Annotated in this window: 22 protein-coding genes and 1 tRNA gene; 5 read left to right on the top strand and 18 right to left on the bottom strand. The window is 51.3% G+C overall.

Annotation, left to right across the window (positions count from 1 at the left end; translation table 11 throughout):
* On the bottom strand, positions 1 to 159 hold the full coding sequence (locus tag ACYVUU_RS00115) for a hypothetical protein (RefSeq protein ID WP_439775028.1): 159 nt from the start codon (positions 157 to 159) through the stop codon (positions 1 to 3).
* 47 nt (positions 160 to 206) lie between these two features.
* Positions 207 to 371 carry a hypothetical protein gene (locus ACYVUU_RS00110; RefSeq protein WP_439775027.1) on the bottom strand — a complete coding sequence of 55 codons (165 nt, stop codon included), beginning with the start codon at positions 369 to 371 and terminating at the stop codon, positions 207 to 209.
* Positions 372 to 554: 183 nt separating this feature from the next.
* Between ACYVUU_RS00110 and ACYVUU_RS00105 the strand changes: the two genes are divergently transcribed.
* Positions 555 to 1,859, top strand: a complete 1,305-nt coding sequence (locus ACYVUU_RS00105; RefSeq protein ID WP_439775026.1) for an autolysis-associated sensor histidine kinase — start codon at positions 555 to 557, stop codon at positions 1,857 to 1,859.
* Positions 1,860 to 1,863: 4 nt separating this feature from the next.
* A complete protein-coding gene (locus ACYVUU_RS00100; RefSeq protein ID WP_439775025.1) occupies positions 1,864 to 2,646 on the top strand; it encodes an autolysis-associated response regulator transcription factor in 783 nt (260 codons plus the stop codon).
* Positions 2,647 to 2,668: 22 nt separating this feature from the next.
* Here the strand turns inward: ACYVUU_RS00100 and ACYVUU_RS00095 are convergent.
* Together ACYVUU_RS00095 and ACYVUU_RS00090 are read right to left on the bottom strand one after the other, a co-directional pair.
* A tRNA-Thr gene (locus tag ACYVUU_RS00095) sits at positions 2,669 to 2,741 on the bottom strand.
* 90 nt (positions 2,742 to 2,831) lie between these two features.
* A complete protein-coding gene (locus ACYVUU_RS00090) occupies positions 2,832 to 3,056 on the bottom strand; it encodes a hypothetical protein (protein WP_003616378.1) in 225 nt (74 codons plus the stop codon).
* A 145-nt stretch (positions 3,057 to 3,201) separates the two neighbouring features.
* On the opposite strand from ACYVUU_RS00090, the gene ACYVUU_RS00085 reads away from it, so the two are divergent.
* Positions 3,202 to 4,359, top strand: coding sequence for a DUF2974 domain-containing protein (locus ACYVUU_RS00085; protein WP_439775024.1), 1,158 nt, complete (start codon positions 3,202 to 3,204; stop codon positions 4,357 to 4,359).
* 41 nt (positions 4,360 to 4,400) lie between these two features.
* On the opposite strand, the gene ACYVUU_RS00080 is transcribed toward ACYVUU_RS00085, so the two are convergent.
* Complete coding sequence (locus ACYVUU_RS00080; RefSeq protein ID WP_439775023.1) at positions 4,401 to 4,760, bottom strand: hypothetical protein; 360 nt, start codon at positions 4,758 to 4,760, stop codon at positions 4,401 to 4,403.
* 356 nt (positions 4,761 to 5,116) lie between these two features.
* On the opposite strand from ACYVUU_RS00080, the gene ACYVUU_RS00075 reads away from it, so the two are divergent.
* On the top strand, positions 5,117 to 6,868 hold the full coding sequence (locus ACYVUU_RS00075; RefSeq protein WP_484499605.1) for an IS1634 family transposase: 1,752 nt from the start codon (positions 5,117 to 5,119) through the stop codon (positions 6,866 to 6,868).
* Complete coding sequence (locus ACYVUU_RS00070; RefSeq protein ID WP_484499575.1) at positions 6,834 to 7,064, top strand: hypothetical protein; 231 nt, start codon at positions 6,834 to 6,836, stop codon at positions 7,062 to 7,064. Before ACYVUU_RS00075 ends, ACYVUU_RS00070 begins: the two co-directional genes overlap by 35 nt.
* A 63-nt stretch (positions 7,065 to 7,127) precedes the next feature.
* Here ACYVUU_RS00070 and ACYVUU_RS00065 read toward each other — a convergent pair whose 3' ends face one another.
* The 13 genes from ACYVUU_RS00065 to dnaA all read right to left on the bottom strand — a co-directional run.
* Positions 7,128 to 7,823 (bottom strand): PBECR4 domain-containing protein, encoded by a 696-nt coding sequence (locus ACYVUU_RS00065; RefSeq protein ID WP_484499604.1) that lies wholly within the window; start codon positions 7,821 to 7,823, stop codon positions 7,128 to 7,130.
* 265 nt (positions 7,824 to 8,088) lie between these two features.
* Positions 8,089 to 9,459 (bottom strand): replicative DNA helicase, encoded by a 1,371-nt coding sequence (dnaB, locus tag ACYVUU_RS00060; RefSeq protein WP_439775021.1) that lies wholly within the window; start codon positions 9,457 to 9,459, stop codon positions 8,089 to 8,091.
* Between the two features lie 23 nt (positions 9,460 to 9,482).
* A complete protein-coding gene (gene rplI, locus ACYVUU_RS00055) occupies positions 9,483 to 9,938 on the bottom strand; it encodes a 50S ribosomal protein L9 (RefSeq protein ID WP_439775020.1) in 456 nt (151 codons plus the stop codon).
* 22 nt (positions 9,939 to 9,960) lie between these two features.
* Positions 9,961 to 11,982, bottom strand: a complete 2,022-nt coding sequence (locus tag ACYVUU_RS00050; protein ID WP_484499352.1) for a DHH family phosphoesterase — start codon at positions 11,980 to 11,982, stop codon at positions 9,961 to 9,963.
* Positions 11,983 to 12,122: 140 nt separating this feature from the next.
* Positions 12,123 to 12,359, bottom strand: a complete 237-nt coding sequence (rpsR, locus tag ACYVUU_RS00045; protein ID WP_003612635.1) for a 30S ribosomal protein S18 — start codon at positions 12,357 to 12,359, stop codon at positions 12,123 to 12,125.
* A gap of 26 nt (positions 12,360 to 12,385) precedes the next feature.
* Complete coding sequence (gene ssb, locus ACYVUU_RS00040; RefSeq protein WP_439775018.1) at positions 12,386 to 12,976, bottom strand: single-stranded DNA-binding protein; 591 nt, start codon at positions 12,974 to 12,976, stop codon at positions 12,386 to 12,388.
* Between the two features lie 40 nt (positions 12,977 to 13,016).
* Positions 13,017 to 13,310 (bottom strand): 30S ribosomal protein S6, encoded by a 294-nt coding sequence (gene rpsF, locus ACYVUU_RS00035; protein ID WP_412136694.1) that lies wholly within the window; start codon positions 13,308 to 13,310, stop codon positions 13,017 to 13,019.
* Between the two features lie 212 nt (positions 13,311 to 13,522).
* Positions 13,523 to 16,000 carry a DNA gyrase subunit A gene (gyrA, locus tag ACYVUU_RS00030; RefSeq protein ID WP_439775017.1) on the bottom strand — a complete coding sequence of 826 codons (2,478 nt, stop codon included), beginning with the start codon at positions 15,998 to 16,000 and terminating at the stop codon, positions 13,523 to 13,525.
* A gap of 12 nt (positions 16,001 to 16,012) precedes the next feature.
* Entirely contained in the window at positions 16,013 to 17,974 is a 1,962-nt protein-coding gene (gene gyrB, locus ACYVUU_RS00025) for a DNA topoisomerase (ATP-hydrolyzing) subunit B (protein WP_270448922.1), read from the bottom strand.
* A complete protein-coding gene (gene recF, locus ACYVUU_RS00020) occupies positions 17,958 to 19,103 on the bottom strand; it encodes a DNA replication/repair protein RecF (protein WP_439775016.1) in 1,146 nt (381 codons plus the stop codon). The genes gyrB and recF overlap by 17 nt, the downstream gene beginning before the upstream one ends.
* Positions 19,103 to 19,333 (bottom strand): S4 domain-containing protein YaaA, encoded by a 231-nt coding sequence (gene yaaA, locus ACYVUU_RS00015; protein WP_439775015.1) that lies wholly within the window; start codon positions 19,331 to 19,333, stop codon positions 19,103 to 19,105. Before yaaA ends, recF begins: the two co-directional genes overlap by 1 nt.
* Before the next feature lie 230 nt (positions 19,334 to 19,563).
* A complete protein-coding gene (gene dnaN, locus ACYVUU_RS00010) occupies positions 19,564 to 20,691 on the bottom strand; it encodes a DNA polymerase III subunit beta (protein ID WP_439775014.1) in 1,128 nt (375 codons plus the stop codon).
* Positions 20,692 to 20,868: 177 nt separating this feature from the next.
* On the bottom strand, positions 20,869 to 22,233 hold a 1,365-nt coding region (dnaA, locus tag ACYVUU_RS00005; RefSeq protein WP_484499603.1), incomplete at its 5' end, for a chromosomal replication initiator protein DnaA.

The raw sequence follows: 22,233 nt of genomic DNA, 5'->3' as shown, positions 1-22,233 counted from the left end.
TTAACGGATTTTAAACGAAAAGTGGCTGTGGCTGTTTGGGCACATGATGCTGATGTGGCTGTAGGAATTGTGCCAATTCCAATGCTTGCTTCTTGGCTGCTCCAATTCCTTGAAAGCCTGGTTCAGCTCTTTTTCGATCATCAGAATATAATTTCCCATCAGTATTTCCTCCCTTAAGATCTCTAATCTCTGTCCTAATTCAATCATTAAGGCCAAATATTGATATGGATCTGATCACACAGAATACTAATATTGCTGTGACTGCCACCTCTTGTGCTTCGCCGCTTTTTAGCCCGAAGACTTGTAGCAATTCCTTGTAAATTCAATGCTGGATTATTTTCTGTTTGAAAATTTTGAGTATCTGTATTCATAGTTATTTCCTCCCTTAAGATCTATGCCTCTTGTTATATGCCTTTCCAGCCTCCCGCGTAAAAATAATTTTTGAGCGTCGAATTTTTAGCCTTGAGCGTTGCCAGCGTTGAACTTTGCCAGACGCTGCTTTAAGATAAATAACAACCGTTCTGTAACACGTGTATTTTCAAGGAAATAAAAAAATGATCAACAGCTTGTTCAACAATCTAGCTTTTAACCCTTACCTTTTCTCGGTCCTTCTGGCCTTTACCCTTGCCCGCCTAAAAAGGTCTGACCTGCTCCTTTATCCTCTCCTGCTACTCCCGGTGCTCTTTGGCTACCAATATGTCCTGGCGGCAATCATTGCCGTTCAATTAATCTCTCAGCTTTTCGCGCGCGGGCAGGGCAAAATCCTGAGCAGACTCTTCTTCTACTATTTGGTCTTGATCCTTTACCCCATCCTGGGTGAGCTCTTCGGCTGGATCGTCCAACTGCTCTTCTACTTTTTTACTCACCACCTGCTTGATCACGTGGCCATTAATTTAGTTTGCTTCCTTCCGGAAATCTTGATCTGCCTGCTCTTTTACTTTTTGAAAAAGCACTTCGCCCTAAATCTGGAAAAAACTGCTGCTGACGTCAAAGGCAATCCCAAGTTTTTAAACTTGCTGGTTTGGATCATTTGGTCCTTCCTGCTGGTCACCTACGCGATTTGGGTCATGCTTGAGGTATTCAATATCGCCCCCTTGGTGGAACTGGGCTTGATGACTATCGTGCTTTTGCTGATCACGGTCCTCTTTTTCAATCTCTACCAGGCGATTCAAGAGAACCAGGAAATTATGGCCACGCGGGTTCAAAAAGCAGAAATCCAGCAGATCCAGGAATATTCCTCCCGCTTGGAAGAGGCGAATATCTCCCTGCGCAAGGCGCGGCATGATTACAAAAACAGCCTCCTGGCCTTAAACGGCTACCTGCTGACCGACGATGTCGCCGGGGCCAGCAAGTACCTTGAAGAACTGGTCGCAGGCAGCAACCGCCTGCAAGAAGCGGCCAACTCAATGACTTTGGAACTAGCCAATCTGCAGATCAAGGAACTGAAATACTTGATCATCGACAAGCTGCAGCAGGCCCAAGACCAAGGCATCAAGACCAGGGTTGAAATCAACAAGCCAATTGCCTCTTTGCCCGTGAATATCGTGAACATCATCCGCTGCGTTGGCATTTTTTTGGACAACGCGATTGAAGCCTGCCAGTCACAGGCAGACGGGCAGATCAGCGTTCTGCTGACCAAATACTCGGGCAACAATTACTCCTTGATCGTGCAAAATACGATTTCCCAGCCAGTTAATCTTGCCCAAGTTCTGAAGCCAAGGGTAACGAGCAAGCAGGACCATGATGGCCTGGGACTTGATAATGTCAACGAAATAGTCAACAGTGACCCTTATTTGTCCTTGGAAATTGAGCAAAGCCCCAGCGAAATTTCATTTGAACTAGTTATTCAGAAGGGATAGAAAAATGCTAGCCATCATCGTTTTGGAAGACAATACCGCTGAACGTGAAATCATTCAGCAAATGATTGAAAACAGAATCCAGATCAACCCGACGCCTGCTGCTTATGATGCCCGTGTCGTCTTGAGTACCGGTGATCCTCACAGCGTATTGGCTTATATCGCGGAGCATCAAGACCTGAACTACCTGGCCTTTTTGGATATTGACCTGAAGACCAGTCTGGACGGCATTGAAGTCGCCAGCCGGATCAAAAATATCGGTATTTTAAGCCAAATCGTCTTTGTTACTGCCGACGCGACGGCCTTGCGGCTAACCATTGAGCGGCACGTTGAGCCATTGGACTATATCACCAAAGACGCGGCTCCCGCGCAAATCCAGCACAGAATCTATGAAACAGTTGATACCGCGTATAAGCGCTACCGACTGACCATGACTTCGGCAAAGCAGACAAGCTATTTTACCTACAGCAAAATCCGCAATTTCGTTGAAAAAATTCCACTTGCTGACCTCTATTACATCAGTATTCAGCCGAAGAAGTACAAGACCTTGCGGGTTTATGCAAAAAATAAGGTCTTCGATTGCCTGGGCACCCTCAAGGATTATGAAAAAAGGTATCCAAGCTTGGTTCCAGCTGACCGGCAAAGCTTGATAAACCTGGATGCAGTGCAAAATTACGATGAAAAAAAGGGCATCGCCTATTTTGATCAAGGCATTGCCCATTCCGTTGCCGTCCGTCGCCGGCGGTCTGTCATGTTGAAACTGAATGCAACAAAAAATGACCTTGCTTAAACAAGGTCATTTTCTTTATATATGCTGACTAGAGGATTCGAACCTCCGACCCCTTCATTACTAGTGAAGTGCTCTGCCAACTGAGCTAAGTCAGCGACTCTTGTGCCTTAACACAGTTATTAATTAAACCATAAAAACGTGTCCTTGACAAGAGCTTTTACCAAAAAAATTGAAATTATCTGTTTTTAACCGTGAATCGGGGCAAAGAAGTAGAAGATTACCGCCAAAATCACCAAGTACGCCACTTGCACGCCGGCCGCGAGCTTAAGTGTCTTTTCCATCCCCTGCATGGCCGGATCCTGCCGTTGGCTGTACAAGTACACCAGTGGCAGCCAGCCCCAAAATGGCAGGACAAAGCTCAAGACCGTGAGCAAGGTCAGCCAGATTGACTTAACTGTTACAACTTTCATTCGTCTCATCTCCTTTTCATTCTATGCCGTAATCATACACCTTTAAAGTTTTTTGTAAATAAAGAATTACATCAAATCAATAAAAGCCTTCCCTGCCCCGCTTTTTGCGCAATAATGTACAATGTTAGCTAAGGAGGTTTTTGCGATGGCATCAACATTAGACTATCTGCGCTGGCGAGGCGATCTGCCTTTTCAAGCTTGCCCTTTCAACAGCCTGGATGCTTCCCTAATGGCATCCCTGGCCTACCTTCCCTTTGACGGCAGCACGGTTGGCCACAGCCTAGGCGAGGTCTGCCAGTCCGTCTACCAGCGAGAGGGCCATGACTGGCAGGGCCTGGACAAAACTGAACTCCTGCTCTTGCCCAAGTCCCCCCGCCTGGCTGACTTGACCGTCCTGGACTGGGTCAACAAGATGGAGATTGAGCCCGAACCCATCCAGTTCAACGCTGGCGCCTTCCGCTTGGACGACCGGACCATCCTGGTCGCCTACCGGGGCACCGACCAGTCCATGATCGGCTGGAGCGAGGACATGGTCATGAATTATACACCGGAAATTACCGGACAAAAGCTGGCCGCTAAATATCTCAACCAGATCGGCCAGGCCTACCCAAATGACCGGATCTATATCACCGGCCACTCCAAGGGGGGCAACTACGCCCACTACGCTTTGGCCTTTGCTGACCCGCAGATTCAAGCCCGGGTCATCAAGTCCTACAGTTTTGACGGGCCTGGCTACCGGCACCAGATTTACGGGACCAGCGGCTTCCAAGACAATATCAAAAAGATGAAGACCTACATCCCGGAAAGCTCCATCGTCGGCTGCATGCTGGACCATACTGAGCGCGTCTTGGTCGTCAAGTGCACCCAGCCAGCACTCAACCAGCACGACCCAAGAACCTGGAGCGTTGGCCGGGACAGCTATGTTTTGGCGCAAGAAGGCCTTACAGCTACAGCCCGGGTGATCCGCCACTCCCTGATCGCCTTCAACCACCAGATTCCCGCGGAAAAAAGAGGGCAGATGTGGTCCGCTCTTTTTGAAGCTTTTGGCAGCCTGGACATCACCAAGATCAAGCAGATCAGCGGTTTTACCGGCACCTACCGTTTTGGCCGGGCATACTTTGCCATGGATCCGGAAATGCGGACTATCTTCCGGCAGATTTTTAACAACATTATTGAAACGACCCGGCAGAGCCTTACCCTGCCCTTCAACAAAAGCGAGGATCCCTACAAGGACCGGCCTAATTTCAATGACTCAAAGAAAGGGCCAATCTTCTTTGAGGCCTACGACATCAAGCAAGAATAACAAAAAGCGCGAATCAGCAACGATTCGCGCTTTTTTGCTGGCTAAAGCAAATTGAAAGATACTGGATAGACCTTTGGAACAAAGTACATGCCGATCCAACGTACAATATACTTGACTGATCCTTCATCCGCGATTAGCGGCGAGATTCTGGCAAATTCCTTTTGAAAGTCCTGGGTTGTCAGCTTCATCGCATCTTCGGCTGAAAAGACCATATCAACCGTCTTCTTCACTAGCTTATCCTCTACCGTAGGATCATTGACCCCCATTTCCAGTAAAAACAAGCTTAGAGAAACGGGGCTTTCAATACTGTCATTCCGCGACAAAGCCATTTCTTGCATGGCCTCAACCAACATCTTGGTTATAGCCGCGTGATTTTCCTCCGTGATCATGCCGTTATACATTGCATGCTCCTCCTTATATGAAAATTTGCTCTATTTTATCAAACAAAAGTACTTAAAAGCAACGCAAATAGGACTCCTCTGCTTTCATCTATCCGGTCTTCGCTAGATTCCCTTCCGACGTCTAGCTAAACTATTCCGGTTTTCTTCTTGAAATTCCTTTTCGGCTTGTTGGGCGATTGCAACCATCAACTCAGTTGTTTTAGTGCTAACTTCCCAGGCCAATCAAACTCAAGTCGCCTAATCAAGTGCTCTAAACCCGCAAAAATACTACATTTTTAGCACATCTTTGCTTGCATTGATGTGCTTTTCTATGTTATAATTTGAGTATGATATCATACTCAATGAAGGAGAGCATCATGTACTACAACTGCCTAGTAAATATTCCTAAGAACACTGGTAAAATTTCCAGAAATAAACGAGGCAAGACTACCTACATCGAATACACTTATGCTAGAGAGTACCTTCCCGAGAAGAAATACAACGTCGCCAAAAGAACGACCATTGGGAAAGCTGCCCCTGATCATCCGGGAATGATGTTCCCTAACCCCAACTTCGAAAAATTCTTCCCTGATGTTGAGATTCCCGCCGAAGGAACGGCGGCTGAACCAGTCAATGAGTCCAGAAGCAGCTGTATCCGAATTGGTGCCTTCTCTGTAGTCAGACGAATTATTGAAGACTACAAGCTCGCTGAACACTTGAAGCGCTGGGATGATCGGGGAAAAGGACTGCTCCTTGACCTGGCCGCGTACTCTGTTATCGCAGAAAGCAACGTGGCTCAGCACTTCCCGGATTATGCCTACAACCATCCATTGATGACGCCACAGAACAAGATTTACAGTGACTCTACAATCTCGCGCTTCATTCGCGAGATCGATGACAATGACAGGGTCGACTTCTTGAACAGCTGGAACGCCACCCATGACAAGAATGAGAAAATCTACGTTTCCTATGACTCCACCAACAAGAACTGCAAGGCTGGAGATATTGAGATGGCTGAATACGGTCACCCCAAGAATGACGTTGGCGCGCCAATCATCAACTACTCGATTGCTTACGATATGACCAATGAGAAGCCCCTGCTTTACGAGAGCTACCCGGGCAGTATCGTTGACGTCTCGCAGCTGAAATACATGCTGGAGAAGATTCGCGGCTACGGCTATAAGAAGATAGGCTTCATCCTTGATCGCGGATACTTCAGTAAGGCTAACATCCAGTTCATGGACTCATGTGACTATGATTTCGTGATGATGGTTAAAGGCAGAGCCTCCTTTGTACACGGCTTGATCATGGAGCACATGGGTGACTTCGAATCAAAGAGAGCCTGCTCAATCAAGGCTTACCGGACTTATGGTATGACGGTTAAAGCCAAGCTGTACGCGGATGACGACACTGACCGCTACTTCCACATCTACTACAAAGCCAAGAAGCAGGCCAGCGAACGTGCTAGACTGGAAGCTGATCTGGACCGAATGGAAGCCGAGATGGACAAGATAAAGGGCAGAGAATACAAGCTTCCAAAGAGATACGAGCACTACTTCAAGCTTACCTACCACAAAGGCAAGTTCTATGGCTACGAGGAGCGGGAAGATGTCATTGAACGAGAGCTGCAGCTGTGCGGCTATTTCGCAATTGTGACCTCTGAAAAGATGACGGCTTCAGAAGCTTTGAACCTTTACAAAAGCCGCGATATCTCAGAAAAGCTGTTTGGCAGTGATAAGACCTTCCTTGGCAACCGTTCATTCAGAGTCGCAAGCAGCCAGGCAGCTGAAGCGAAGATCTTCATTCAGTTCATTGCTTTGATAATCCGGGCAAGAATCTACACGCTTCTGAGAAAACGTAAAGCCGAAATGCCGGGCAAGCCTAACTATCTGAACGTACCTTCGGCACTGAAAGAGCTCGAAAAGATTGAACTGATACGACAGCCGAACGGCAACTATAAGCTCGATCACGCAGTCACGGCTACCCAGAAAGTAATACTAGGCGCTTTTGGGCTAGACGAAGAATGGATCAAAGCACAGGCAAGACTGATTGGAAAAGACATTAAGAACGCCGCAATGCCAGAAGAACAGAAAGATGATGATGAAGATGCCGAGAACGAAGAGTATTAAAACTATTGAAGCAGAGATCTCCCAAACAGAAGAACAGCTCCGACGCCTCAAAGAGCGCTGCGATAAAGCGTCAGAGAAGCTTGATGCCCTCTATGAGCTCAAGAAGCACCGAGAGCAGGAGGAATTACTAAAAGCTATTGATAAAAGTACCAGAACCAAAGCTGAGATCCTCGCGTTTCTAGAAAGTCATGCATAAAAAGAAATACGGTTAGCAGAAAATCTGCCAACCGTATGGTTTGAGTTGTAAAATCCTGGGAAACTAGCATTTAGACAAATCTATTTCCACATTATGGTTTGTAGAAATAACATTAGTGCGTACCCCTCTATCGGTCTTTTCAGAGTTATATACCATAACACAATCTTTTTCCCTAACATGACTGTACTTTTCTTTAGCCCGTTCAGAAGCAAGGCTCAGCAGACTTCTAGGTGAGTACAGATTAACTTGAAAATCCTTCAATGCGAGCATGAGATCCCGGTCCTCTGTCCTCAGTGCTCGATTGAAGTTGATCGTCTTTGCTTGTCCAACTTTGCTCAAGTCAGTAATAATCAAGGTATCTGCATCTGTAATTTTCTCTAGCTTATCCAATACTGCCAACTTTTCAAATGTATAACCATAGTTTTCGAGACATAGTGGTCGCCTTGGCGTATAACCCTTTTTGAATCGCTTAAAAACTTGACTAGCTGAAATATTCAAATATTTTAGTCCAAGTAAATGCTCAAAATTCTCTTTTTTAAAGCGAACTGGAAGAATTGAAATGCCTCTATCGTCTTTAAAAGCATAGTTTACCCTCATATTCTTTCCAGAAATAGCATCATAGAATTTTACTGCCTTTTGAATAGATTTAGAATATCTATTCAATAAATCTATTTCTTTCTTGTTAGGAAGATGATAGTTTCGAGGAATATCTAAATCTCTGATGTCACCATAATAGCTATTAAACTTAAAGTTTTCCATCTTAAATCCTCTGTGCTAAAATAAATGTAGGTTAACAAATGAGGCAAATCTGACTTCTAATTAACTGCTATCTAAGCAGGATGGGCCGCCCGATACCCGACGCTATGCCGATGTCAAAATGGCGAATTTAACCACTCAGCAGGTAAAACCTGGTCATGCTAAGGCGGCATGAATTTCCTCCCCCTTCAACACGGAGGGTTTTCTTTTTATTTTTGCAAGTTTAAAAAAGAAGTGCGTTTTTTGCGCACTTCTTTTTCTTTTCCCCCTACCCCTGGGCCTCATGGCCTGGGTCCAGGTTGGAGAAGCGGTTGTAAGGCTTGGAGAACATCAGCTTGGCTGATCCCCGCCGGCCTGACCGGTTCTTTTCAATAATAACTTCAACTTCAACGTTTTCCGGATCGTCCTTCGGTTCCTCACCGTCGTCATCCTCATCCCGGTAATAGTCGTCCCGGTAGAGGAAGCCAACGATGTCGGCGTCCTGTTCGATTGACCCGGATTCCCGCAAGTCTGACAAAATTGGCCGCTTGTCCTGCCGCTGCTCAACTGACCGCGACAACTGCGACAGGGAAATTACCGGCACGTGCAATTCCTTGGCCATCTTCTTGAGCTGGCGGGAGATCGCGGAAACTTCCTGCTGGCGGGACTCAGTCTTTGGCCCTTCAATCAGCTGCAGGTAGTCGATCACGACCAAGCCCAGGTCGCCCCGCTCCTTTTGCAGGGCCAGGCACTCGGCCCGGATTTCGCTGATCTTGATCCCCGGCGTGTCATCGATATAAATCGGAGCATGCCGCAAGACATTCCCCGCCATTTCCAGCTGTTTCCACTCCTTTTGGTCCAGGATCCCCGTTCTGAGGTGCTGGGAGTCGATCAGGCCCGTTGAGGCCAGCATCCGCTGCACCAGCTGCTCACCAGACATTTCCAGGGAGAAGACCGCTACCGGCTTTTTCTCAGTAACGCCCACATTCTTGGCGATGTTCATGGCAAAAGAGGTCTTCCCGACACCCGGCCGGGCCGCCAAAATGATCAATTCGTCATCATGCAGCCCCGTCGTCATCTCGTCCAGGTAGGCAAAACCCGTCCGTAGACCCGTAACCGCGTCCTGGTTCTGAGCATTATTTGAAATCTGCTCCAAGGCCCCGGCAACCAGGTCCTCAATCTGGTGAAAACCCCCGCTCCCCTTTTCATTGGAGACGTTCATGATCTCATTTTCAGCGTTGCTGAGGATCTCATCCACGCTGTCAGACCCTTGAATGGCACTGGAGATGATCTTCTGGCTGGCGTTGATCAGGTTGCGCAGCTGGGCCTTCTGGTGAACGATGCGGGCATAGTCCTTGGCGTGAAAGGCAGTTGGCGTTGCCAGCAAAAGCTCTGACACGTAGGCCATGTCGCCCAGTTCTTCCAATTGTCCCCGCCGCTTGAGCTCCTCTTGCAGGGTAACCAGGTCGATTGACCTGCTCTCGTCATAGAGGGCCAAAAGGGCGCTGTAGACCAGGCGGTTGGCATGTTCATAAAAATCAGTCGGCTCTAAGACCGAGCTAACTTCGTTGATGACTTCGGGATCAATGAAAATCGCCCCTAAAACGGCTTTTTCAGCAGCAGAATCATGCGGGATCTGCTGCGTGACAAGATTATCCATCAATCACGGCTTCTTTCAGCTTCTTAATTTTCTTGGGTAACGTGGACCCGGACCTTTGATTCAACACCCTTGAAGAGCTTGACTGGCACATTAGTGTAGCCCAGAACCTTGATTGGTTCCCGCAGTTCCAGCTTGTGCTTGTCCAGCTTGATGCCGAACTGCTTGTCCAGGCCTTCGATGATCTTCTTGCTGGAGATTGAACCGAAGAGGCGGGAGTCGCTGCCGGCCTTGGACTTCAGTTCAACCATAGTTTCGTCAGCTTCCAGCTGCTTCTTGATCTCTTGGGCAGCTGCCTTTTGCGCTTCGTATTCAGCCTTTTCGTTGGCTTCCACCCGCTTCAGGGTGTTCAGGTTGCCCTTGTTGGCTTCCTTGGCCAGCCCCCGCTTGATCAGGTAGTTTTGGGCGTAGCCGTCTGGCACGTCCTTGACCTGGCCCCGCTTGCCTCTGCCCTTAACGTCTTGCATAAAAATAACTTTCATCTTTCATAGCTCCTTTTCTTCTTTAACTGTTTTCTTCCAGATATTCGTCAATGGCCGCCAGCAAGCGCTGACAGGCCTCTTCCACCGTCACGTCCTTGATCTGGGTCGCCGCGTTGGACAAGTGGCCACCCCCGCCCAGCTTCTCCATGATCACCTGGACGTTGATATGACCCATCGACCGGGCCGAAATTCCGACCTTGTCGCTGCTTCTTCTTGTGATGGCAAAAGATGCCGACACCCCTTCCAAATCCAGGGCCGTGTCGGCTGCCTGGGCGGTCAGGATCGGGTCGATCACCTTGTCCTCCGGCCCCTGCATGACCGCCATCTTCGGCCGCAGCATCTGCAGGCTGGCCACCAAGTGGCTCTTGACCAGGAAGCTGGAAATGTCTTCCTTCAAAAGCTCGCTGACCACCGAGGAGTCCGCCCCGATCGACCGCAGGTAGCTGGCCGCGTCAAAGGTTCTGGTCCCCGTTCTGAGGGAGAATTCCTTGGAGTCGACCGTGATCCCGGCCAGCATGGCCGTGGCTTCCAGGTTGGTCAAGACCCGGTTGTCCTCAGCTGGCTGCTGGTATTCGACCATTTCCGTCACCAGTTCGCTGGCTGAGGAAGCATATGGCTCCACGTAGGTCAGCATCGGGTTCTCCGGGAATTCTTCCCCCCGCCGGTGGTGGTCGATTACCACGATCCGGTTCTTCAAGCGGTCATAGAGCTTCTGGTCATAAGTGATGGAGTACTTGGAGTGGTCCACCATGACCAAAAGGGAGTTGTCCGTCACGACCGCGTTGGCCTCATCCGGGCTGACAAACAGGTCCAGCTGGGGGTCAGCCGCCTGCATCTTCTTGACCAGGCGGTCAACGTCATAGTTGCAGTGGGCCGTGTCCAGCAAAAAGTGGGCCTTGACCCCGTGCAGACGGGCGATCTTGACGACCCCGATCCCGCTGCCGACAGAGTCCATATCAGGCCGCTGGTGCCCTTGGACGAAGACCTGGTCAACATCCTTGAAGAGCTCGCCCAAGGCCTGGGAAACCATTCTGGCCCGGACCCGGGTGCGCTTTTCCATTGGGTTGGACTTGCCCCCGTAGAAGCGGGCCACCTGGCCCAGTTCCCTAAGAACTACCTGGTCCCCGCCCCGGCCTAAGGCCAGGTCCAAGTTGGCCTGGGCCTGGTTGGCGATCTTTCTCAGTGACTCGCCCCCGTAGGCAATCCCGACCGACAAGGTCAAAGGAGTGTTGTTCCGGCTGGTTTCCAGGCGGATCTTGTCCAAAACTGAGAACTTGTCTTCTTCCATGGCTTCCAGGTCCTGCAAGTGGGCCAGAAGCAAAAAGTGGTCCTCATCGATCCGCTTCAGGTAGGCCTTGAACTTCTTGGCATAGTCGTTCAAGGTCGTCTGCAGGTAGGTGCTGGTTCTGGCCAGTTCCTGGTCGTGCATCCGCTCGCTGAGCTCGTCGTAGTTGTCGACAAAAATCTGGCCGATAGCCAGGCGCTCAGCCCGGTACTTGTCAGCCAAGTCAGCATAGCGGGTAATGTCGAGCAGATAAATGACCCCGATGCTGTCTTGGACGACCATTTCAAATTGGTGGTCCCCCCACTTGACCACCTTGCTTTCAGAAGTCTGGGCCTCAAGGGCTTCTTCAACCAGCTTGCCCAGCTTCCGGTCGACTGCCGTAATCGTCTTGCCGATGGCGTCCTTGTCGCCCAGATAGAGCTGCAGGTAGGGGTTGACCCATTGGATGTGCCGGGATTCGTCGTAAAGGAGGATCCCCAGCGGCATCTTGATCATGGCCTCCTGCTCCCCCCGCTTGATCCGGTAGGAGAGGTTGGCCGCGTAATTGTTGGTATTTTTCGCGAGAATGTAAACGCCGAAAACGACCCAAAAGACATCCACGATCAGGACCAGCAACAGCGCCACCCCGAAGATCCGGTTGATGAAGAAAGCCACAACCGTGCTCAGCACCGTCAAGAAGGCGACGCTTGAGAAGGCAATGATCAATCTGGAATCCCGGACGAATTCTGGCAATTCAAGTTTGCGTAAAAAGTTTTTCATAAAATTCTTCCACATCTTTAAAGCAGACTAAACTATCTCCATTATAACCTATTGCCGGCCGCCACAAAACAGAAAAGAAAAAGAGACCGGGAGGAGTCCAGCTCCTTTCGGTCTCTTTATTTGCTTATTGATCCTGCTGCTTAGTCTTCAGCTACGAATGGCAGAAGGCCCATAATCCGGGCTCTCTTGATAGCGTTGGCAACCTTGCGTTGGTTCTTAGCGCTAGTACCAGTGACACGACGTGGCAAGATTTTACCTCTTTCTGAGATAAAACGTTTCAACAGATCAACATCCTTGTAGTCTACGTAGTCGATGTGGTTGGCTGCGATAAAGTCAACCTTGCGGCGACGACGACCACCTCTTCTTTGTTGAGGCATGTCTTCAGATCCTTTCTTGTGTAATTTTAAAATGGAAGATCGTCATTTGAGACGTTGATTGCACCGTCAGAGCTGTCGAACGGGTTGGCATTCGTATCTCCGCCGGCAAAGCCGTCTTTCTTGTTATCTTCATTGAATCCGGCATTAGCAGCCCCGTTTGATTGGGCTGGGTTGCCGAAGGCGTTATTGCCAGCATAGCCGCTGCCGCCGCCAAATCCGGAGTTGAAGCCGGAGTTTTGGCTTTGACCTTGGCCGTAGCCGCCAAACCCGCCGTTTTGCTGACGGCTTTCACGCTCGCGGCGTGATTCGAGCAGTGAGAAGTTGTCCACGAGGACTTCTGTCACGTAAACTCTTTGGCCGTCCTTGTTATCATAGTTTCTGGTCTGGATCCGGCCCTGGATGCCCACCAAACTGCCCTTGCTGGTGAAGTTGCAGAAATTCTCCGCAGCCTTGCGCCAAATCACGCAGCTGATGAAGTCCGCTTCTCTCTGGCCTGATGCATTGGTAAACTGCCGGTCAACGGCTAAAGTGAACGTAGCAACCGAGATGCCGCTCCCAGTAGTACGTAATTCAGGATCACGTGTTAAACGGCCAACAAGTACAACATTATTGATCATACTTATTTCCTTCCTATTCCTGTATTACGGAAAACTACAATTACTTGTCTAACTTGACAGTCATTGAACGCAGAACTGAGTCGTCGATCTTGCTCAAACGGGCAAATTCGTTGACAGCAGCAGCGTCGTCAGCAGTGAAGGTCATGATGTAGTAACTACCTTCACGATACTTTTCGATTTCGTATGCGAAACGACGCTTGCCCCAGTCCTTAGCTTCAACCATTTCACCACCATTGTCAGCGATCACCTTAGTGTACTTGTCAATAATGGCCTTCTTTGCTTCATCGTCAACGTCTGGCTTGATGATGTAAGTAATTTCGTACTTGGTTGTCATAGACTATTGCACCTCCTTTTGGACTAAATGGTTCTTGCTAAAATCAAGAACAAGGAGTAATTGATCTAATTACTCGCAATGCCTAATTTTAGCACAAAATAAAAAAATTACCAAACATTTTTTACACGTGATCCGGGATTTTCTTCCCACTAACTATTACGCCAAAAATGCTGGTAATTTTTTATTTTATCTTACTTTTTTGTTTTTGCTTCTTAGGCTTCCGTTTCCGGCTCGCTTTCAGCTTCGTCTTCGTCTTCAGCCGGTACGACTGCCATGCTTGCCACGGCATTGCCGTCAGCTACCTTGATCAGGCGAACGCCCATAGTTGACCGGCCAGTCTGGGAGACATCGCTGGTCTTGAAGCGGATCATGATCCCGTCAGTGGTGATCAGCATGATGTCGCTTTGCCCGTCAACCACGGCCACGCCAGCCAGAGGACCGTTCTTTTCGCCGATCTTGGCGGTCTGGATCCCCTTGCCGCCCCGGCCCTTGACCGGGTATTCGCTGGCCGCGGTCCGCTTGCCGTAGCCCTTTTCAGAGATGGTCAGAACTTCATCTTCCGGCTTTAAGATCCCGGAGCCAACCACGTAGTCGCCTTCGCGGAGGTTGATCCCCCGGACGCCGGCCGCGCTTCTGCCCATGGCCCGGACGTCGTCTTCATTGAAGGTCACGGCGTAGCCCTGGTGGGTGGCAATCAAAATGTTCTGCTGACCGTCAGTGGTCAGAACGTTGGACAGTTCGTCGCCGTCCTTCAAGGTCAAGGCAATCAGACCGTTGGTCCGGATGTTTTCAAATTCCTTGATCTTGGTCCGCTTGACCGTCCCAAGCTTGGTGATGAAGAAGGCGTAGTCGTCTTCATGCCCTTGCGGCACGCTGACCACGGTCTGGATGTGCTCTCCCTTCTCCAGCTGCAGGAGGTTGACGATTGGCAGGCCCTTGGCGCTTCTGCCGTATTCCGGGATTTCGTAGGCCTTCTTCATGTAGACCTTGCCCTTGTTGGTGTAGAAGAAGAGGTAGTCGTGGGTGCTTGAGTAGAGCAGGTGCTCGATGAAGTCGCCCTTTTGGACGCCCATCCCCTTGATCCCCTTGCCGCCGCGGTTCTGGGTCTTGAAGTCGTCGATCAGCATCCGCTTGACATAGCCCTGGTGGGTCAAGGTCAAAAGGACGTCTTGTTCTTCGATCAAGTCTTCGTCTTCGATCGTGACCACTTCGCTGGCCGTGATCTGGGTCCGGCGCTTGTCGCCAAAGCGCTTCTGGATATCCAGCAGCTCGTCGTAGATGATCTGGTCGATTCTTTCCGGCTTGGCCAGAATGTCCTTGTAGTCAGCAATCTTGACCAAAAGCTCCTGGTATTCGCCTTCGACCTTGTCTCTTTCCAAACCGGTCAGGCGGACCAGACGCATGTCCAGGATGGCCTGGGCCTGGCGGTCGTCCAGGTCAAAGCGGCTGATCAAGCCCGCCTTGGCGATGTCGCTTGATTCAGAGTTCCGGATCAGGCTGACGATTTCGTCGATATGATCCAGCGCTACCCGCAAACCTTCCAGGATGTGGGCTCTGGCTTCAGCCTTTTCCAAGTCGAACTTGGTCCGGCGGGTGATTACGTCTTCCTGGTGGGCCAGGTAGTACTGCAGCATCTGCTTCAAGGTCAGGAACTTCGGTGCCCCGTCCACGATCGCCACCATGTTCATGGCGAAGTTGGACTGCATCTGGGTTTCCTTGAAGAGGTTGTTCAAAACCACGCTGGCGCTGGCATCCCGGCGCACGTCAATCGTGATCCGCATCCCGCTCTGGTCGGATTCATCTCGGACCCCGGTAATGCCGTCGATAACCTTGTCGCGGGCCAATTCAGCAATCTTCTGAACCAATTCAGCCTTGTTGACCAGGTAAGGAATCTCGCTGACGATGATTCTTTCCCGCCCGCTCTTTTCCGTTTCGATTTCGGTCTTGGCCCGGACGACGATATTGCCCTTGCCAGTTTCATAAGCGTGCAGGACCCCGCCCCGGCCCATCAAGATCCCACCGGTTGGGAAGTCCGGCCCTGGGATGGCCTTCATCAGTTCCTTGGTCGTCACGTCCGGGTTCTTCATCAGCATGTGAATGCCGGAAATGACTTCAGACAGGTTGTGCGGCGGAATGTTGGTGGTCATCCCGACCGCGATACCGCTGGAACCGTTGACCAGAAGGTTAGGAATTCTGGCTGGCAGGACGGTCGGTTCGTTTTCCGTGTCGTCGTAGTTTCTCTGCCAGTCAACCGTGTTCTTGTTGATGTCGCGGAGCATTTCCACGGCAATCTTGCTCATTCTGGCTTCAGTGTAACGCATGGCAGCCGGCCGGTCACCGTCAACGGAACCGAAGTTGCCGTGCCCGTCTACCAGCATGTAGCGGTAGGCAAAGTCCTGGGCCATGTGAGCCATGGCCAGGTAAATGGAGGAGTCGCCGTGCGGGTGGTACTTACCCATGACGTCCCCGACGATTCTGGCACTCTTCTTGTAAGGCTTGTCTGGAGTCACGCCCAGCTCGTTCATCCCGTACAGGATCCGCCGCTGGACCGGCTTCAAGCCGTCGCGGACGTCTGGCAAAGCACGCGCCACGATGACGGACATGGCGTAGTCCAAGAAGGAGCTCCGCATCGTTTGCGTCAGATCGACATTTCTGATCCGCCGGTCTTGTCCTTGATTTTCGTTATCCATTCCTACCTCCCATTAAGCATCCAAGTTTTCAACATATTGGGCATTGTCTTCGATGAACTTCCGCCGCGGGCCAACTTCGTTGCCCATCAGCATTTCAAAGACTTCATCCGCGTCCTTGGCGTATTCCGGGTCTACCCGGTCCAGGCGGCGGTTTTCTGGGTCCATGGTCGTCTCCCACAATTGTTCAGCGTCCATTTCCCCCAGCCCCTTGTAGCGCTGCACGATTGGCTTCGGGCTTGGCTGCAATGACCCAAGGTAGTCGTGGAGTTCTTCGTCAGTGTCCAGGTACTTGATCAGCTTGCCCTGGCGCACTTGGTACAGAGGCGGACGGGCGATGTAAACGTAGCCCTTGTCGATCATCGGCCGCATGTAGCGGTAGAAGAGAGTCAAGAGCAGGGTCCGGATGTGGGCCCCGTCGACATCGGCGTCAGTCATGATGATCAGCTTGTGGTAGCGGGCCTTGGAGACGTCAAAGTCTGCCCCAAAGCCAGTCCCCAGGGCCGTAAACAAGGTCCGGATTTCCTGGTTGGCCAGGATCCGGTCCATTGAGGCCTTTTCCACGTTCAGGATCTTCCCCCGGATTGGCAGAATGGCCTGGGTCAGCCGGCTCCGCCCTTGCTTGGCGCTGCCGCCGGCGGAGTCCCCTTCGACGATGAAGAGTTCGGAGATGTTCGGGTCATTTGAAGTGTTGTCGGCCAATTTGCCTGGCAGGTTGGCGATTTCCAGGCCGGACTTCTTCCGGGTAACTTCCCGGGCGCGCTTGGCGGCAACTCTGGCTCTTTCGGCCAATTGCCCCTTTTCCACGATCTTGCGGGCTACCTGCGGGTTTTCCATCAAGAAAGTGGAGAAGGTTTCAGAGAAGGCCCGGTCAACGGCAGTTCTGGCGTCGGAGTTGCCCAGCTTGGTCTTGGTCTGCCCTTCAAACTGCGGGTTCGGGTGCTTGACGGAAATCACGGCCGTCATCCCTTCCCGGATGTCCTCCCCAGACAGGTTGTCGTCGTTTTCCTTCAAGATCTTGGCCTTGTGGGCGTAGTCGTTGACCACCCGGGTCAAGGCTGTCTTGAAGCCCGCCTCGTGCATCCCGCCTTCATAGGTGTGGATGTTGTTGGCAAAAGTCATCAAAGTCGTCTTGTAGCCGGTCGTGTACTGCAGGGAGACTTCAACGTCGATGCCCTCGTACTTGCCTTCCACGTAGATTGGCTCGTCAAAAAGCACCTCCTGGCCCCGGTTGAGGAAGGAGACGTATTCCTTGATCCCGCCTTCGAAGTGGTAGACGTCGGTTTCCGCCGTATCCTTGCGCTTGTCAGTGAAGGTCAGCTTCAGCCCCTTGTTCAAGAAGGCCAGTTCCCGGATCCGGTTCTTCAAGATCTTGTCGTCAAAAACCGTGGTTTCCGTGAAGATGTTCGGGTCCGGCCAGAAGTGGACGATGGTCCCGTGTTCAGTCAAAGGCACGGTCCCGACTTCCTTCAGCTCTTCAACGACCCGGCCGTGGTCAAAGGCAATGTGGTACTTCTTGCCGTCCCGCATAACCGTCACGTTCAGCTTGGTGGACAGGGCGTTGACAACTGAAGCCCCGACCCCGTGCAGACCACCGGAAACCTTGTATCCGCCACCGCCGAACTTACCACCGGCGTGCAGAACCGTATAAACGGTTTCAACGGCTGGCCGGCCGGTCTTCTTTTCGATGTCGACCGGGATCCCCCGCCCGTCGTCTTGAACAGTCACGCTGTTGTCTTCGTTGACGGTGACTTCGATCTTGGTCGCAAAGCCCGCCAGGGCTTCGTCGATCCCGTTGTCGATGATTTCCCAGACCAGGTGGTGCAAGCCTTGGGAGCTGGTTGAGCCAATGTACATCCCCGGACGCTTGCGTACGGCTTCCAGGCCGCCAAGGACTTGAATCTGGCTGGCATTGTACTTGTCAGCTTCTTTTTCAAACTGCTTGGCCTTCTTCAATTTGTTATCTTCGTCTGCCATTTAATCCTTCCTCTTTTTCTATAATTTGGCCGGAATGGATGTAAAAAATTCGCGGCTGTTTGACTATTTCCTGGGAAATACCATCCAGATCGGTTGTCGTAATAAAAGTCTGGGTTTGACCATGGATGAAATTGAGCAGGGCCGCCTGGCGGTTCTGGTCCAGTTCGCTCATCACGTCGTCCAAAAGCAGGATCGGCTCTTCTCCCGTCAGCTGCTTGATCAGCTGGATTTCCGCCAGTTTCAGGCTGAGGGCAATGGTCCGCTGCTGGCCCTGAGAGGCAAACAGGTGGGCATTCTTGCCGTCCAGCTGAAATTCCAGGTCGTCGCGGTGGGGGCCCAGCTGGGTCGTGGCCCGTCTGAGCTCATCGTCAGCGATCTGGTCAAAGCGGTCCAGCAGCTTCTGCTTGATCTGGGCCGGCTGGTCTTCATCCGTAATTTCCTTGGCTGAGGGCCGGTAAAGGACCCGCAGCTCTTCTCTTTGCCCGCTGATGGCCCGGTAGGCCTCGGCCGCGTAACGGTTGAGGTCGGCCAAATAGCGGTAGCGCCGCCAGATCAGTTCACTGGCCGCGGTGGCCACCTGCTCGGTCAAAACCCCGAGCAGAACCTGGTCACTGGCCTGCCGGCGAGCCAGCTGCTTGAGATAGTTGTTTCTCTGCTGGAGCAGCTGCCGATACTGGCTGGCGAAATAGAGATATTCCGGGTTGATCTGGCCGAATTCCAGGTCCATGAAGCGCCGGCGCAAAGAAGGGGCCCCCTTCACCAGTTCCAGGTCTTCCGGAGAAAAGAGGATGGCGTTAAGGTGGCCCACATACTTGGAAAGCCGGGCCTGCTCGACCCGGTTGACCCAGGCGCTCTTGCCCTTCTTGCTGATGACGATGCGCAGGTCAAGGTCCAGCTGGCGCTTGTGGACCCGGCCAGCCAGGCTGGCAAAGTCCTGGCCGAAGGCAATCATCTCCCGGTCATTGCTGGTCCGATGGGACCGGCTGAGGGCCAGAAAGTAGATTGCTTCCAGCAGGTTGGTCTTGCCCTGGGCATTTTCACCCAGAAAAACGTTCACGTGCGGGTCAAATTCCAGGTCAAGGGGAGCCAGGTTGCGGAAACCGCTCTGCTTAAACCGGCCCAGGTACATTAAAGCCCCTGAACCAGCTCGTATTCCTTGCCGGCAATGGTCAAGCGGTCACCAGGATAGAGCTTCCTGCCCCGGCGGTCGTCTTCTTCCCCGTTGACTTGGGCTGGATTGTCCTTGAGGTACCACTTGGCCTGCCCGCCCGAGGAAACGATACACTCATCTTTCAAAAATTGACCGAGGGTGATGAATTCACCATTAATCGCAAAAGTTTCGATAGTCTTCACCTTCAACAATGTAAAACTAAAACTAGTATTCCACTTATAAATTATAGTCTTTTTTCCAAGGAAACTCAATCAAGAAGGCCATTTTTAGGGCCTCTGAGCGCTCATTTGCCTATTTAGTATCGTGGTACATAAAGCAAGTATTCTGGGCTAAAAGCCGTAAAAAACGCTTGTATGAAAAAATGGTCGAAAAAAAGCCACTCCGGAGAGTGGCTTTTGTAAATTATTGGCAGTCTGTTTTAGAAAGTTCGGATTGGAGTGATCAGCTGGACGAATTCGATTGACTGGTCATTTGGCACGACCGTGAATGGCCGCAGGCTTTCCGTGAAGTTGATGATGACCGAGTCAGTTACTGAGGCCCGCAGGGCAGCGGCCATGTAGTCCGGGTTGAAGGAAATGGTCAAGTCCCGGCCAGTTAGGCTGCTGAAGCCGACTTCTTCTTCAATCTTCCCTACTTCTGGTGAATTACCGGAAACCAGGACGGTTTGGTCGGCCACGTTCAGCGTCATTTGGACAGCGTTGGTCCGGTTGGCGTGCGTCAAGAGGCTGGCCCGGCTCAAAGTCTGCATCAAGTCAGAAACTCTGAACTGGACGCTGGTCGTTGATTCAGTTGGCAAAAGTCGGTCAACGTCCGGGTAGGCTCCTTCCAAAAGGCGGGTGTAGAAGGACAGGTTTTCAAATTCAAAGCGGATCTGGCTGTCGCCCAGGTAAACCTTGATGTCCTGGTCAGCGTCGCCGATGATCTGAGCCAGTTCCTGCAGGTTCTTGCCCGGGATGATCAGGGACAGGTCTTCGCTTGGGCCGGCTTCAACGTCGACGATTCTTTGGGACAGGCGGTGGGAGTCAGTAGCCACGGCCTTGATCTGCCCGTTCTTGAAGCTGAAGTTGACCCCGGTCAGAGTTGGCCGGCTTTCTTCGGTAGATACGGCGAAAACAGTCTGGGTGATCAATTCCCGCAGGGTCTTGGACGGCAGACTGAAGGAAGTTCCGGCAATTTCCGGCAGGCGCGGGTAGGCGCTGGCATCCAGGCCGTTGATGGTGTAGTCAGCCTTGTCAGAGGTGATCTGGATCTGGTTGCCTTCCTTGACTTCGAAAGTAAATTCCCTGCCCGGCAACTTGCGGACAATTTCGCTGAACAGGTGGGCGGTCACGACAATAGAGCCGGTTGATTCAACCCGCAGGTCATCAGAAACCGGCTGGTTCAATTCAATGGAAATATCGGCATTGCTGCCTGTCATGATCAATTCAGTTTCAGTCAGGTCCAGCTTGATCCCACTCAAAATTGGAATCTGGGCTCTTGAGGAAACTGCCTTTAAAACGGAATTCAAGTCATTGATAAAAAGATTGCGCTGTACAGTAAATTTCATCTGATCCTCCTTGGTTAGTTTGCTGCTCTCTTTATTTAATTATTTATTATATAGATAGTTGTAGTAGTAGGTCCTGTGAATTCTGTTGATAACTAACCGGAAGCCCGGTAATTCGGACTTTTGCCAGTTGAAAAGTTGTGGATAAATCAAGGACTTGTCCACAAGTTATCAACGGACCTATCTTTCCAGCATCTGCCGCAGGTCGGAAACAGCGGACTTGATTTCAGTGTCCGTTTTGATCTGCCGGGCGATTTTGTCGCAGGCATGCATCACGGTCGTGTGGTCCTTACCCCCGAATTCCTGGCCGATTTTCGGCAGGCTGGCGTCGGTGAGCTCGCGGGACAGGTACATGGCAATCTGGCGTGGGATGACGATCTGCCTTACCCGCTTCTTTCCTTTAAGGTCCGGCACTGAGGTCTGGAAGTAGTTGGCCACGACTTCCTGGATCTTGGAAATCTGCAGTCCCCTGCTCTTCTGGACCAGCTTGAGGTCAGCTAAAGCCGACCGGGCTAAGCCAATGTTGATGTCCTGCTTTTGAATGGTGGCCTGGGCCTGGACTTTGACCAGGGCCCCTTCCAGCTCCCGGATATTAGTATCGACCTGACTGGCCACGTAGTCCAGGGTGCTTTCATCGATCTCCAGGCCTTCGGATTCAGCCTTCTTGCGCAGGATGGCGATCCGGGTTTCCAGGTCTGGCGGGGTGATTTCAACCTGCAGTCCCCAGGCAAAACGCGAGACCAGCCGCTCGGACAGGTCGGGAATTTCCGTTGGCAGCCGGTCACTGGTCATGACGATCTGCTTTTGATCATTATAGAGAGTCTCAAAAGTATGGAAGAATTCTTCCTGAATCCCTTCCTTCTTGGCGAAGAACTGGATGTCGTCGACCAAGAGCAGGTCAGCAGTCCGGTATTTCTCCCGGAACTTGTCCTGGGTCTTGTTCTTGATGGAATTGATGAAGTCGTTGACAAAAGTCTCACTTTGAATGTAGACAACCTTGGCATCTGGTCTTTCCGCCAGCATCTGGTGGCCGATCGCCTGCATCAAGTGGGTTTTACCAAGGCCCACGCCCCCGAAGATGAACAAGGGGTTGTAGAAGGTCCCCGGGTTGTCGGCAACCGCCAAAGCGGCCCCGGCAGCCAGTTTGTTGCCCTCGCCTTGAATGAAGTTTTCGAAGGTGTACTTCTCGTTTAAGCGCAGGTCCTTGGTGAATTCCCGGCCCTGCGGCCGGGCTTTCTCGGGCTTGGCCTGCGGCTGGGGCTCCAGCATTCTTTCGCTGCTGGCTGCCGGGCCGTTCTTAACGACGAAAACCGGGTAGATGTCGATTCCCGCGTAGGCATAAGCCGACTGGATCAGGTTAGCGGAGATGTTTTGCTCCCAATACCCCTTTGCCACGGGGGTTTGGACGGAGATTACCAATTCATGGGTGTCCTTGTTGAAGGAGACGGGCTTGGTGTTTTTGAACCAGGCATTATAGGATACTTCGTTAAATTCGGACCGCATTTCAGCGTTGAAGCTATCCCAGAATTTTTCTAAATCGAACAA

Source organism: Lactobacillus sp. WILCCON 0058, assembly GCF_057198005.1.
Note: the sequence above shows the minus strand (reverse complement) of the source record. Positions and strands in the feature narration are given on the sequence as shown.